We start from the raw sequence: 13,101 nt of genomic DNA, 5'->3' as shown, positions 1-13,101 counted from the left end.
TCTCATGCCTCGAATGGTTCGAGCCCGGCGACCCGCCAAGCGTTCGCGACGCGCGCGAGCGTGTCCTCGTAGAACCGGCCCTCCAGGCTTGACGCGTCTCTCGCGAAGTCCGGCCGGAAGGGCTCTGCCCTCAAGGCGCTGAACGGATCGAGGCCAAGCGCGCGGAAGGCCTCGACTTCGTTCTCCGCGCCGACGAGTTCGAGCGTCTGGCCAAGCCGCACGCACCAAGCCGTCCAGTCCGCCGGATGCAGCTCCGTCTGGCGCGCGGCGATCCGCTCGATCAGCCCCATGACGCGGCGAATTGGATAGTCGCCGTTCGGAGCAGTACCGCCCCGGCCCGCGTCGCCTGCCTCCCGATCATCGTCGCCGTTCTCCTGTCCGCCCTCGACCGCGTCCTCGGCGGGCGGGTTGGGAAAGTCGGCCAGCAGCGACCAAGCCTCGTCGAAGCCGAGCGGCGAGAGCGCCGTAGCGCCGATGCGCCCGTGGCCATCGACCACCGGTACCCGCTCGGCATGGCGATGCCCGCCCACATCCCAGATGACCGTCGCCTCCGGCGGGCATGGGCCCGGCCAGACAAAGGACAGTGCCTCCCGCTCACAGGGCTCGCCGGACGCGCCAAGGATGTCGAAGGCGGCGTCCGCTTCGCCCGGCGTGCTGAGCCGGCCGGTGCCGTCGGGCACGGGCGTCCAGACGAGGTGCGAGACCGGCGCGACGCGGAAGGCCTCGTCGCGCTCCGGCATCTCGCCGCCCGGTTCTACCTCGCTTTCGTTCAGTCGGTCCGCCGCGTCCCAGCCGATTGGCAGTGCGCTTTTCACCGAAACGCCGGAGCCGTTCGGTTCCCAATCGAGCCCTTCCGGAGCCAGGACGACGCCGGCCTCAAAGTTGCCGCCAGCCGAACCTGCGTGCAGCAGGCCAGGGTGTGTGAGGTTGCCCGATCCAAGATAGAGCCAAGCCCGCAGGCAGCGCGACGAGCGCCCATCGGCTTGGGCCCCGAACAGGAACTTGGCGTGGAGCGTTCGAGGATGCTGGAACGGTCCATTTCCCGGTCGAAATACGTCCCATCCGGCAGCCGCTATCGCCGGCATGGCGCCCGCGACCGCTTGGCAGCCAAGAGGGTTGGCGAAAAGAGCGATTTCCGCCTGCGGCGCAAGGAGGTTGGCCCCGCGCAGGGCCTCGACGATCCTCGCGGGTACCTGTGGCACCGCGCTACCCGGGCCACCCTCATAGAATCCCGAACCCATGGCGAGATAGTTGCGCCGGCCAGGGGCGATCCGATCAATGATCTGCGGCAGGAGGGCCTGCGTCCGGCTGTCGACGAAGCGGGGGCGCTCGCCCTCCGGTGCGTTCTGTGCCGCTTCCCCACTCCATCGATCGAACAAGGCCACTGCCTCGCGCGTCAGGCGCGAGCCCGCCTGCAAGGGGGCGGCATCGACCCGTCCACGCAGCGCGGAGAGGAAGTCCGCGGCCGCCGCGAAGTCGGTCAGGCGTTGGCCTACGTCGCCGTCGCGGATCTCCCCGGAGCCCACCTCGATCCGCCAAGCGAGGTCGAGGCTGTCCTCCAGTGTTTCGCGCGTCCAGTTCCCTGTCGAGACGACGAGTCGCAGCCGCCAAGCGTCGCTCGACAACGCGCGGAAGCCGAGCAGCGCGACCTTAGCATGCATGAGCCGGAGGGCACTGGTCGGCGGCAATGGCAAGTGTAGGACGCCTGGCGCGTCCACGAGCGAGACCCGAGGTGTGCCGGGATCCAGGATCAGGCCGAGCGCGATCTCCCCGTCCGCACCACGGCGGCGCTGTGTGCGGCGGGTGAAGAGTTCGGCCGCCGCGTTCATGAAATAGGCGTCGGCCGAGTAGCCGCAGAGCCAGCCGAAGCTGCCGACATGGCCCTCCGGCGGTTCGAACAGGTGCAGGAGGGAGGGCGGCTGATCAGATCCGAAGGCTTGGCGCTTCTCCATCCCATCAGGCTCCGGTGGTGCCCGCTGGCGCGGCGTGCAAGTCGGGGGCGAGCGCTGCCAAGTTGCGGATGCGCCGGGAGATGGCGGCGGGCAGCGCCGGGACTGCCTCCTCCGGCGGCTCGTCCGGCCCTTCTTCGGGAGGCGCCTCCGCTAGGTCATCCGGATCCTGCTCGCGGACCGGCTGACCGCGGAAGGCCGATCCCGCCAGGACAAAGCCGTCGACGAGGCGCAGGATGCGGCCGTCGCGCGCGACCAGCCGCGCGACCACGGTCTCGGCATCCGCCTCGGCACAGTCCGCGCAGAAGCGCGTCGCCGCCTGCCCCGGCGAGGGGTCGTGGTGGGCCGACAGGAATGACTGCGCCTGCGCCCGCAGATGGTCAAGCGCAGCCCGCAGGGCCGCGTCCCTGTTCGAGTCCGCGGCCTCGTGGAGGGCTAGCTTGCGCAGCCCCGCCGCTCCCATGTGCGCTTCGATCCGCCCAAGCACTGAGCCGCCTTCGCCCTCTCCCGCCGCTGCCTCCACCACGGCGGAGAGCGCCGCTCCCGCGCGCATGTCGGCCCAATGCTCCGCATCCTCGATCTCGGGCGGGCGCATGTCCCAGGCGACATGGCCGCCGGCTCGGACACGGATCGCCTCGACAAAGGCAAGGGCCTGCCGGCGGCGCGCGCGCTCGAAGTCGTCGCCGGCCAGGAAAGCGTTCCGCAGCAGCTCGCGCGCTCCGTCCGGCAGCGGGCGTGTCGGATCGAGCTGCTCGGCGATGGGGCGGCGGCGCGTCGTCAGGTGGTCCCCGGCAGCCCATGATTGGAGCGCCCGTCGGGATCCTTCGCAAGTGAGGTCGAGGAGGGCCTGTCCCCGATCGGTCACGGTGTAGCTGTTGAACCGGCTGCTGGTTGCCGAGACGAGCCCCAGCGTGACGAGCGCGTCCCCCGTGCCTATCCGCATGGGTTGGGTGACGTAGAAGGCCGTGCTGCTTGCCTCCTTGAAGCTTGGAGGCTCCTTGCCTCTATGTCGTTGCAGCTTGAGGAAACCGGGCAGGCGCTCGTTCCGGCTCCACCCATTGTTCTGAAGCGTAAGCCACACCGCCAGAGCCTCGACAGCGTTGGCCGCCGCGATGTTGGTGCACCTGCGCCCAACCTTGCGAGCCTCCTCCGCCAAACGGACGCCGAAAAGAGCCAGAACGACCTGGCGCCCGAACCAGACATTGCCGAGGCCTGGAACGGCTCTCTCGTTGAAGAAGCGCACCGTGGCTCCCAAGCCAAGGGCTCGTACGCGACGCGTGCCCCCCAGCCGTTGCCCTCCCAGAATTCCCCAGTCCATCCGCCCATCCGCCGCATCGTCCGCGGACCAGAATGCGGCACAACCTTAGCCTGATACAAGCCCAGGATACGTCGACACGAAGAGGCGACTTACCTCCATATTTTTGAACGGTGCAGCTTGTCGTAAAGTTGTCAGAGGAGGGCCGTCTCACCGCCTTCCAAGCGAGCAGCTCTCGTGACATTGCATCACAGCAGTGATACACAACGGACGAAATGGCGGTGCATAACTCGTTGTTTTTGCAGAGGCCAGATAGGATTTGAGGCAATCCTTTCCTGGGCACCATTTCCACAGCAGTTTTGATCGCTCAAGCTGCTGATGCCCTGACTGAATGTCGGCTTTGGTGGCTCAGTCCCCGCCGGTTTTTGAACATCCCAGAAATTAGCAGTCGGTTTTTCGACGCGTTGTGTCCTCTCAGCGAGGCCGACGGGCGGAGCGGGTCGTTGCGCGTGCGGCACGACACTTCTTCCGGGAATCATTCGCTTGGCGGGATCGGCCCGCTCGATCTCTGCTTCCGCGCTTCTTCCGGCAGGCGGCGGCGCCGAGGCGCGCCCATCGCGCCTCGCTTGCCTCGCGTTCGCGGCCTCTACCGGGCGCGTTCGAGCGCGTCGCTGGCCTCTACGGCGGGGCGTTTGAGGGTTTCGGCGACGCGGCCGTGGCCGCTGATCTCCCGGCCGGCGTCCTTTGCAAAGCGCAGGTTCCAGATCGTCGCCACCAGCGAGATCGCCACCACCACCGCGAAGGCCGCCGAAAAATCGGAGAGTTCGGGGGTGGCGTGCTGCTGGAGGCTCATCGAGCCGTGCAGCGCCAGCGCCGCCACGCAGATGCCGAGCGAGAGCATCAGCTGCTGGAAGGTCGTGTAGAAGCTCGTGGCCGAACTCATCTGCGCGGACGAAATCCGGTCGTAGGCCACCGTGTTGTAGGCGGTGAACTGGAACGACATGGAGAAACCGCAGCAGACCAACACCCCGAAGATCACCGGCAGCGGCCAGTCCGGACGGAAGAAGGCGCAGACGCCGTAGAGCAGCGCCGCGATGATGCCGTTCACCGCCAGGGCGCTGCGAAAGCCGAAGCGCTTGAGAAGCCGGGGCGCGAGCGCCTTCATCATCAGGGAGCCGATCGCGGTCGCGATGGTGACGAGGCCGCTCGTCGCCGCCGACAGGCCGAAGCCGAGCTGCATCATCAAGGGCAGAAGGAAGGGCTGCGCCCCTTGCGTGATGCGCGTCAGCGATCCCGCGATGACGGATGTTCCGAAGGAGGGAACGCGCATCAGGGCGGGGTCGAGAAGCGGCGCGGGATGGTGCCTCGCATGGCGCAGGTAAAGCGCGCCGGCGACGAGGCCGACAGCGATCAGCGTCAGGGCCAGGACGCCCTCGCCTTCCCGGCTGGCGCTTTCGAAACCGAACAGGAGCGATCCCAGCGACACGCCCGACAGGACCATGCCGAGCGCGTCGAACGGCCCCGCGCGCTCGCCCTTCGTCTCCTCGATGAAGAGACTGACGAGCACCATGCCGATCAGGCCGATCGGCAGGTTGATGTAGAAGATCCAGCGCCAGTCCGCATAGGTCACGATGAGCCCGCCGACGGGCGGGCCGAGAATGGGACCGATCAGGGCGGGCACGAGCAGCCAGGACATGGCCGAAACGAGATCGCGCCGCTCCACCGAGCGCAGGAGCACGAGGCGCCCGACCGGCATCATCATCGCCCCGCCGAGGCCCTGCAGCAGCCGCGCCACGACGAGGAAGCCGAGCGAGGGCGCCTGCGCGCAGAGAACCGAGCCCACCACGAAGACGCCGATGGCGGCGCGAAACACGGTGCGCGAGCCCCAACGGTCGGCGATCACGCCGCTGACGGGGATGAACACCGCGAGGCTGATGAGATAGGAGGTGAGCGCGATGCTCATGGAGGGCGCGTCGACGCCGAAATCGCGCGCCATCGTGGGCAGGGCCGTCGCCAGGATCGTGGCGTCGAGCTGCTCCATGAACATGGCGCTCGCGACGATGAGGGCGACGGTGCGGAAATTGCGCCGGACGGGCGCGGCATCGGCCGAACCGACGCTGGACGAAGAAACCGACATGGAAATCGAAACGAACGCTTCACGGGCGGCGACGAGCCGGGCCGCCGGGCGGCGTGACACCTCGATGGGAATCGCAAGGGGGACATACGGCCTCGGGGCGCCGATGGCCAGGGTTTTGCCGTTCACAATCGTCGCGTCGGCGAAATTGCGCCGCGAGCCCCCCGCAGCGGTTGGGGCCCGCTGTCGGGAAGCGCTCTCGGTGGCTGCGCACCGCCTGCTCCCCGCGATGTGAGAAGACCCTCGTCCGGACCGAGCGTCAGCCGGCGCGAGAGGGGTCGATCCGCCGCCCCGTCTCAACGGGCCTTCGAGCCTGCGGGTCCTGCTGCCGCGGACCAAACGCCTTCCGTCCCATGAAGGGGCGTCGCGATGCGTCCTTCATGCTTGCTCGCCAAGGTCACAGGGGCGAGTTGACCGATATCCTTCGGACGCCCCGCCAAGCCCGCGTCACGGGCGCCTCCGCCGGCCCAATCCGGCGGAAGCTCCTTCCCTCGGCCTTCAGCCCGCCACCGGCTCGAGCTTCACGCCGAGGTCCGACAAGGCCTGCCAATAGGCCGGATAGGTCTTTCCCACGCAGTCGGGGTCGGTGATCGTGACGCCCGGCGCGCGCAGGCCCGTCAGGGCCATGCTCATGGCGATGCGGTGGTCGGCATAGGTTTCGATCCGGGCCGGGGCGAAGGTCTGGGCATCGGCCGGCGTGACGACGAGATCGTCGCCCTCCTCCACCGCGAGACCCGGCCGCAGGCGCGAGAGCTCGGTGGCCATGGCGGCCACGCGGTCGCATTCCTTGACCCGCAGATTGGCGATGCCGACGAAGCGGACCGGCGTCCGGTTGAAGGCCGCGAGAGCCGCGAGGGTCGGCACGGCGTCCTGCATCTGGGAGCCGTCGATGACGGCGGGCAGGTTCGGAAACTGGCGGATGACCTGATAGGCCTTGGCGTCCGGCTGGGTGAAGTCGTCAGCCGCGATGCCGAGGTCGATCGCGCCGCCGGTCAGGACTTCGGCTGCCCAAAGATAGGTCGCGGCCGAGGCGTCCGGCTCGACATGGAAATCGGCGGCGCGATACGGGCCCGGCTGCACCAGCCAGGAGCCGGCGCCCCGCGGCGCCACGTCGGCCCCGAAATGGCGCATGGCCGCGCAGGTCAGGTCGATATAGCCGCGCGCGCCGATCTCGTCGCCGTCGAGAACGATCTCGACGGGCCCCCGGCCTCCGGGCGCCAGCATCAGGAGCGCGGAGACATATTGGCTAGAGAGCCCGGCATCGACGCTCACCCGGTCGCCCTCGAAGGACCCGCTGCCCCGGACGGTGACGGGCGGGCAGCCGCTCGGCGCCTCGGCCTCGATGCCGAGCGAGCGCATCGCCTCGATCAGCGGGCCGATCGGGCGCTTCTGCATGTGCGCGTCGCCGGTCAGCGTGACGCTCCCGCGCACGAAGGCCGCGGCGGCGGTGAGGAAGCGCACGGCCGTGCCGGCATTGCCGAGAAACAGGGGCGCCTCGGGGGCGGCGAGACCGCCGGTGCCCGACACGAGGAAGCTCGTTTCGGTCGGCTCCTCGATCCCGACGCCCATGGCGCGCAGCGCCTGCGCCATGTAGCGGGTGTCGTCGCTCTTCAGGGCGCCTGTCAGGCGGCTCTGCCCCTTCGCCAGCGCCGCCAGAAGCAAGGCCCGGTTCGTGATGGACTTCGACCCCGGCGGGCTGACGCGCCCGCGAAGAGGGTGCGTCGGGGGGATGATGGTCAGTCCGTGCACCATCGCAACAGCCTTTTTCCGCTCGAAATTCGGTAGGGGGTTACGCGTCGGGGCGGGCCTTGGGAAGACCCCGCAGCCGGGAAACGAAGGACGAGCGCCGCCCTCCGCCGCCCGATCGGCGGGATCGCCGCGCCTCGGCGGGGTCTGGAGCCCCTGGCAAAACCTCGCGGGCTCTCCGCCCGGAGATCTTGCCGGGCGCTCTTACTCCGCTGCGACGACGGTCTCGCGGCCGGCCTTGTCGTCCGGCAGGCGCGAGAAGTAGTTGGCGATGAGCGCGCCGGAAATATTGTGCCAGACGCTGAAGATCGCGCTCGGAACGGCGGCGAGCGGGGAGAAATGCGCGCTGGCGAGCGCCGCGCCGAGGCCGCTGTTCTGCATCCCGACCTCGATGCTGATGGCCTTGCGCTTGGCGAGCGACAGGCCGCAGGCGCGCGCGGCGAGGAAGCCCAGCGCATAGCCGATCCCGTTGTGCAGGATGACCACCGCGAAGATCAGAAGGCCGGAACTCGCGATCGCCGCCTGGTTGACGGCCACCACCGCCGCGACGATCAGGACGATGCCCGTGACGCTGACGAGCGGCAGCGCCGGCACGGCGACGCGCACGAGGGCGGGCGCGAGCTTCTGCAGCGCGAAGCCGAGGGCGAGCGGCACCAGGATGACCTTCACGATGCTGATGAACATGCTCATCGCGTCGACCGGTAGATACTGGCTGGCGAAGAGCCAGACGAGGAAGGGCGTGACGAGGGGCGCGAGCAGCGTCGTGACGCTGGTGCAGGCGACGCTGAGCGCGACGTCGCCCTTGCCGAGATAGGTCATCACGTTGCTCGACGTGCCGCCGGGGCAGCAGCCGACGAGGATGACGCCCGCCGCGACCTCCGGCGTCATGGGAATGATCCGGGTGAGGAGAACCGCCACGAGCGGCATGATCAGGAACTGGCCGAGAACGCCGACGCCGACATCGAAGGGCCGGCGCGCGACCTCCCGGAAATCGTCGAGCGACAGGGTCAGGCCCATGCCGAACATGATGATGCCGAGCAGGATCACGATATAGGGCGCGACCGGAATGAAGACGGCCGGCAGAAAGAAGCCGAGCGCCGCGAACACGATCACCCAGATCGCAAACGTCCTGCCCACGAACGCGGACACCGAACCGACCAAACTCATAATGCAGCCTTCCCTTGTTGTCGGGCAACGAGTAACCGCCGGTACGCCCCGACGCAAGGCGATTGTGGCGGTTTGGCGACAAGGGCTCGCGCCGACGCGCTCTGATTACGCCCGCGCTCGATGCAGGCAGGGTGGCGCGCCCGCCACTGTCCCGGCCCCCCCGCCTCGCCGCGCGCCAACACATCGCCGACCGCCGCGAACCCTCGGCCATGTCAGGCGTTGATCGCGCGCGCGAAAAGGATGCCGTTTTTCCGACCTGCGCCATCTCATCTGGCGCAGCCGCTCTCGATGAGCGCGGCTGCGCGCCGCCAACCAAGGTCCGCCCCATGCCGATAGCCACCGCCCAGACCGCCGCCGCTCCCGACACGCCCGCAGCGGTGGACGCCCTTGCCGCCAGCGCGCCCCAGAGCGTCGATCAGGCCGTGCGGGTCGATCCGGCCTTCGTCCTGTCGAAGATCGAGACCTGGGTGGTCGGCTTCCAGCGCCTTCTGCCCAATATCGTCGTGGCCCTCGTTCTCTTCGCCATCGCCGCCGGGATCGCCTGGGGCGTCGAGCGCTCGTTCCGCGCCTGGGCCAACAAGCACGACCGCTCCAATCTCGGCGCGGTGCTCGGCTCCTTCGTCAAATGGGTGATCCTGCTCGTCGGCGGCTTGCTGGCGCTCACCATCGTCATTCCCTCGCTCAATCCGGGCGACCTGATCGCGGGCCTCGGCATCGGCTCGGTGGCGATCGGCTTCGCCTTCAAGGACATCCTGCAGAACTGGCTGGCCGGGCTCCTGATCCTGATCCAGCGCCCGTTCGGGGTCGGCGACCAGATCGTCGTCAACGGCTACGAGGGCACGGTGGAATGGATCGAGACCCGCGCCACGATCATCGCCATGTATGACGGGCGGCGCGTCATCATTCCCAATGCCGACGTTTATTCGCACGCCGTGACCGTCAATACGGCCCGGCCGACGCGCCGGTCGCAATACGATGTCGGGATCGGCTATGGCGACGATATCGAGGCCGCGCGCCGCGCGATCCTGACGGCGATCGGCGAGGTCGCGGGCATCGAGACCGATCCCGCGCCGGAGGTCCTGGTCTGGGACCTCGCCGGCTCCAGCGTGAACCTGCGCGTGCGCTGGTGGACGAAATCCAAGCGCACCAATGTCGTGCATGTGCAGGCCGCCGTTCTGGAGGCGATCAAGCGCGCGCTCGACAGTCTGGGCATCGACATGCCCTTCCCGACACAGGTCGTCCTGTTCCACGACCAGACCGAGGAAACCGACGGCGTCCGGGGCGCGCAGCGCGAGGGCTGGCCGAGGCGACCGGACGGCACCCCGCCCCGGCCCGCCCGGCGGATCAGCGACGCCGGAGATTCCGGCACCCCCTCCGACACCCTGCCTTCGACCCGCCGCGCCGAGGACGCGCCCGCCCAATGACCTCTCACTGGTTCTGGATCCTGCGACGCCTGTCGCGCCGCATCTGGGTGCGCGCCACGCTGTTCTCGCTCGGCGGCGTCGTCACCGCGCTCGCGGCGACCTGGCTCAGCCCCTATATTCCGAACGACCTGCCGACGCAGATCGGCTCGGACGCGGTCGACAACATTCTCAGCATCATCGCCTCCTCGATGCTGACGGTGACGACCTTCTCCCTGTCCACGATGGTGGCGGCCTATTCGGCGGCGACGAGCAACGTCACGCCGCGCGCCACGCGGCTGGTCATCGAGGACACCACCACCCACAACGTCCTGTCGACCTTCATCGGCTCGTTCCTGTTCAGCCTCGTCGGCATCATCGCCCTGTCCACCGGCCTTTACGGCGACAAGGGCCGCGTCGTCCTCTTCGCGGTCACGCTTCTCGTCATCGCCGCCATCGTGGTGACGCTCCTGCGCTGGATCGACCATCTGTCGAGCCTCGGGCGCGTCACGCAGACCACCGAGCGAGTCGAGGAGGCCGCGATGGAGGCCATGCGCGAGCGCCGCCGCGCGCCCTATATGGGCGGCGCGCCGCTCTGCGACCCCGCCGCCATTCCGCCCACGGCCCGCCCCGTCTTCGCGGACGCGATCGGCTATGTGCAGCATATCGATGTCGGCGCCCTGTCGGAGATCGCGCGCAAGCGCTCGGCCCGGGTCTATCTCATGAGCATTCCGGGCGATCTCGTCGATCCGACCGGACCGATCGCCATGACGGACGGGTTCGACGAGGAGGGCAATGTCACCGTGCGCGAATGCTTCACCATCGGCGGCGTCCGCTCCTTCGACCAGGACCCACGCTTCGGCGCCGCGGTCCTCACCGAAATCGCCAGCCGCGCCCTTTCGCCGGCCACCAACGATCTGGGAACCGCCATCGACGTGATCGGACGCACGGTGCGCCTCCTGTCGGTCTGGGGCGAGAAGCTCGAGACGGAGGAGGAGATCCGATATCCGAACGTCTTCGTGCCGCCGATCCTGATCGAGGATCTGTTCGACGATCTCTTCGTCCCGATCGCGCGCGACGGCGCCTCGACGGTGGAGGTCGGCGTGCGGCTTCAGAAGGCGTTTCGAACGCTCGCCCGTTTCGGCCACGAGGGTTTTGCCGAGAACGCCAAGCGCCATTCGGCCGAGGCGCTGGAGCGGGCGAATGCCGCGCTGGTCGTCGAGGCCGACAAGCGCCGCATCGAGGCGCTGGCGCGCGAGGTCGGAGCCGCCTGATGGCGGGTCCCCACGCGCCCCGGCTCCCCGCGTCTAGCCGCCGTGGATCGCGCCATAGAGGAAGACCGTCGCCGACAGCGCGTTGAGCGCCAGAAGGCAGAACACCGCGAAGGAGCCGAGATCCTTGGCCTCCTTGGCAAAGAGCGAGAAATCGGGTGACAGGCGGTCGACGATCCGCTCGATCGCGGTGTTGACGGCTTCCAGCGCCAGAAGCATCAAAAGCAGCCCGATCTGCACCAGGGCGTGAACGAGCGGCACGCGGACGAGCGCGAAGGCTGCGAGCGTCGCCGCGCCCGCCAGAAGCTCGTGGCGGAACGCCGCCTCGCGCAGCATCCAGCGAAAGCCCGCGGCCGAATAGCCGGCCGCGGCGAAGACGTGTCGCAGCCCTTGCGTCTTGGGCGGGATCGCTGCGGGCGGCAGAAGGTCGAGGCTCATCGCGTGGCCCCCGCGTTGGCCGCCAGCTTGCCACTCGATGCGGGCGTGCGGCAGGCGGCGAAAGCGTCGAGCCTGGCATCGTAGACGCCGGTGGAAACGCCGGCGACGCCGAGCATCGTGTGGAACAGATTGTCGTGCGACAGCGCCCCGTCGCGGCGGCTTTCGAGGCACGGGAGGCTGGTGGGCAGGACCGACTGGTAGCCGGGCGAGAACCAAGCGAGCATCGGAACATGGGTCTGCGTGGAGGGCGCCAGGAAATAGGGCGCGCCGTGCAGATAGATGCCGTTCTCGCCGAGCGACTCGCCATGATCTGACAGGAAGACCATCGAGCTCGCAAATTCCGGATGGGCGCTCAGGAGATCGATGATCCGGCCGAGCACATGGTCGGTATAGGCGATCGTGTTGTCATAGGCGTTCACGATCTCCTCGCGCGAGCAGTCCGCGAACTGCGCCGTGCGGCAGGCCGGCTCGAAGCGCCCGAAACCGTCGGGATAGCGCTCGTGATAGGCGGGGCCGTGACTGCCGAGCTGGTGGAGAACGAGAACCGTGCTGGAATGGATGGCGGGCAGTTCGCGCTCCAGCCGATCCACCAGGATGTCGTCCCGGCATTCGCCGTTCGCGCAGAAGCGCTGGTCGTTGGTCGCCGGCAGGAACTCGTAGGGAATGCGATCGGCCACCTGATAGGCGCCCGTGTCGTTGTCGAACCAGCGCACCGACAGGCCGGCATGGGTCAGGACGTCCAGAAGGTTCTGCGTCGCCAGCGCCTTGGTTTCGGAATAGTCCGAGCGCGGATAGACCGAGAACATGCAGGGCACAGAAACGGCGGTGGAAGTGCCGCAGCTCGTGACATTGGTGAAGTTCGACACGTGGCGCGCGGCCAGCTCGGGCGTCGTGTCGCGATCATATCCGTTGAGGGCGTAGTTCTGGGCCCGCGAGGTTTCGCCGACCACCAGCACCGTCAGCATCGGCTTCGGCGAGGCGCGCACGGCCTCCAGCTCGGCCGCGTCCAGCCCGAGCGGCGCGGCGACGATGTTGCGCTCGCGCGCCTGGCGCAGCGCGTATTTGCCGGCCGCCACCAGCGGAGCCGTCGGGTTGAGGCTGCCGATCAGGTCGTTGTGCTCGCGAAAGGTCGAGGCGAAGGTCGGGTAGAACGCGAAGGTGATGGCGCCCGCCCCTATCACTGCCGGCAGGATTACGAGCATATTGTGGGCGAACTTGGCGGGAAAGCGCCGATGCTCGATCCGCACCAAGGCGATCGCGAGCGCCGGCAGGAGGCCGAACAGCGCCATGTGCAGCGCCATGTTCGGGGTGAACAGGTGCCGCGCCTCGCTCGGCGTCGTCAGCATGATGTTCTGGATCATGTCGCGCGTGACCAGAATGCCGAACGTGTCGACATAATAGGAGGCCGAGGCGGCCACGAGGATCAGCGCGATGAAGATCGGCTTCATCGCGTATTTGACCGAAACCGTGGTCAGGAGCGCGACGAAGAGAAGGAACAGGCCGAGCCCCAGAAACGCGAGCTGCGCTTCGTGCCCGCTGAAATAAGCGAGGCCCTTGCGCCAGAAGGTCCGGTTGGGAAGAAGGAGAAGATAGGCGGCGGTCAGGATCGACAGCGTCACGCTGCCGATAGGGGGTCGTCTCATGCGCGTCGGGTCCCTGCCGGTGGGGCCGTGGCGTCACGCAGCCATCGGCCGCGGCGCGCGGCCGGAAGGGTGATACCTAACGAGCGCGGCTGGCGACG

General features: G+C 68.4%; 9 protein-coding genes. 2 read left to right on the top strand and 7 right to left on the bottom strand.

Going from position 1 to position 13,101, the window contains the following annotated elements; genetic code table 11:
• Window positions 1-2: 2 nt before the first annotated feature.
• From B146_RS0103265 to B146_RS0103240, 5 genes are all read right to left on the bottom strand, one after another.
• Window positions 3-1,952, bottom strand: a complete 1,950-nt coding sequence (locus B146_RS0103265; protein ID WP_019994986.1) for a phospholipase D-like domain-containing protein — start codon at window positions 1,950-1,952, stop codon at window positions 3-5.
• A 4-nt stretch (window positions 1,953-1,956) separates the two neighbouring features.
• Complete coding sequence (locus B146_RS0103260; protein ID WP_155897331.1) at window positions 1,957-3,192, bottom strand: hypothetical protein; 1,236 nt, start codon at window positions 3,190-3,192, stop codon at window positions 1,957-1,959.
• 658 nt (window positions 3,193-3,850) lie between these two features.
• Window positions 3,851-5,341 (bottom strand): MFS transporter, encoded by a 1,491-nt coding sequence (locus tag B146_RS0103255; RefSeq protein WP_019994984.1) that lies wholly within the window; start codon window positions 5,339-5,341, stop codon window positions 3,851-3,853.
• A gap of 495 nt (window positions 5,342-5,836) precedes the next feature.
• Window positions 5,837-7,090 carry a 3-phosphoshikimate 1-carboxyvinyltransferase gene (locus B146_RS0103245; RefSeq protein WP_019994982.1) on the bottom strand — a complete coding sequence of 418 codons (1,254 nt, stop codon included), beginning with the start codon at window positions 7,088-7,090 and terminating at the stop codon, window positions 5,837-5,839.
• Window positions 7,091-7,288: 198 nt separating this feature from the next.
• Window positions 7,289-8,251, bottom strand: coding sequence for a bile acid:sodium symporter family protein (locus B146_RS0103240; RefSeq protein ID WP_019994981.1), 963 nt, complete (start codon window positions 8,249-8,251; stop codon window positions 7,289-7,291).
• Between the two features lie 326 nt (window positions 8,252-8,577).
• Here B146_RS0103240 and B146_RS24895 point away from each other — a divergent pair, with 326 nt between their 5' ends.
• On the top strand, window positions 8,578-9,675 hold the full coding sequence (locus B146_RS24895) for a mechanosensitive ion channel family protein (RefSeq protein ID WP_155897330.1): 1,098 nt from the start codon (window positions 8,578-8,580) through the stop codon (window positions 9,673-9,675).
• Window positions 9,672-10,925 (top strand): DUF2254 domain-containing protein, encoded by a 1,254-nt coding sequence (locus tag B146_RS0103230; protein WP_019994979.1) that lies wholly within the window; start codon window positions 9,672-9,674, stop codon window positions 10,923-10,925. The genes B146_RS24895 and B146_RS0103230 overlap by 4 nt, the downstream gene beginning before the upstream one ends.
• Window positions 10,926-10,958: 33 nt before the next feature.
• Here B146_RS0103230 and B146_RS24890 read toward each other — a convergent pair whose 3' ends face one another.
• The gene (locus tag B146_RS24890) at window positions 10,959-11,360 is read right to left on the bottom strand and encodes a diacylglycerol kinase (protein ID WP_019994978.1); all 402 of its coding nucleotides are present in this window, start codon (window positions 11,358-11,360) and stop codon (window positions 10,959-10,961) included.
• Entirely contained in the window at window positions 11,357-13,003 is a 1,647-nt protein-coding gene (locus tag B146_RS24885) for a phosphoethanolamine transferase (protein WP_040408119.1), read from the bottom strand. Before B146_RS24885 ends, B146_RS24890 begins: the two co-directional genes overlap by 4 nt.
• Window positions 13,004-13,101: the final 98 nt, after the last annotated feature.

Source organism: Aureimonas ureilytica DSM 18598 = NBRC 106430, from assembly GCF_000382705.1.
GTDB lineage: Bacteria > Pseudomonadota > Alphaproteobacteria > Rhizobiales > Rhizobiaceae > Aureimonas > Aureimonas ureilytica.
Note: the sequence above shows the minus strand (reverse complement) of the source record. Positions and strands in the feature narration are given on the sequence as shown.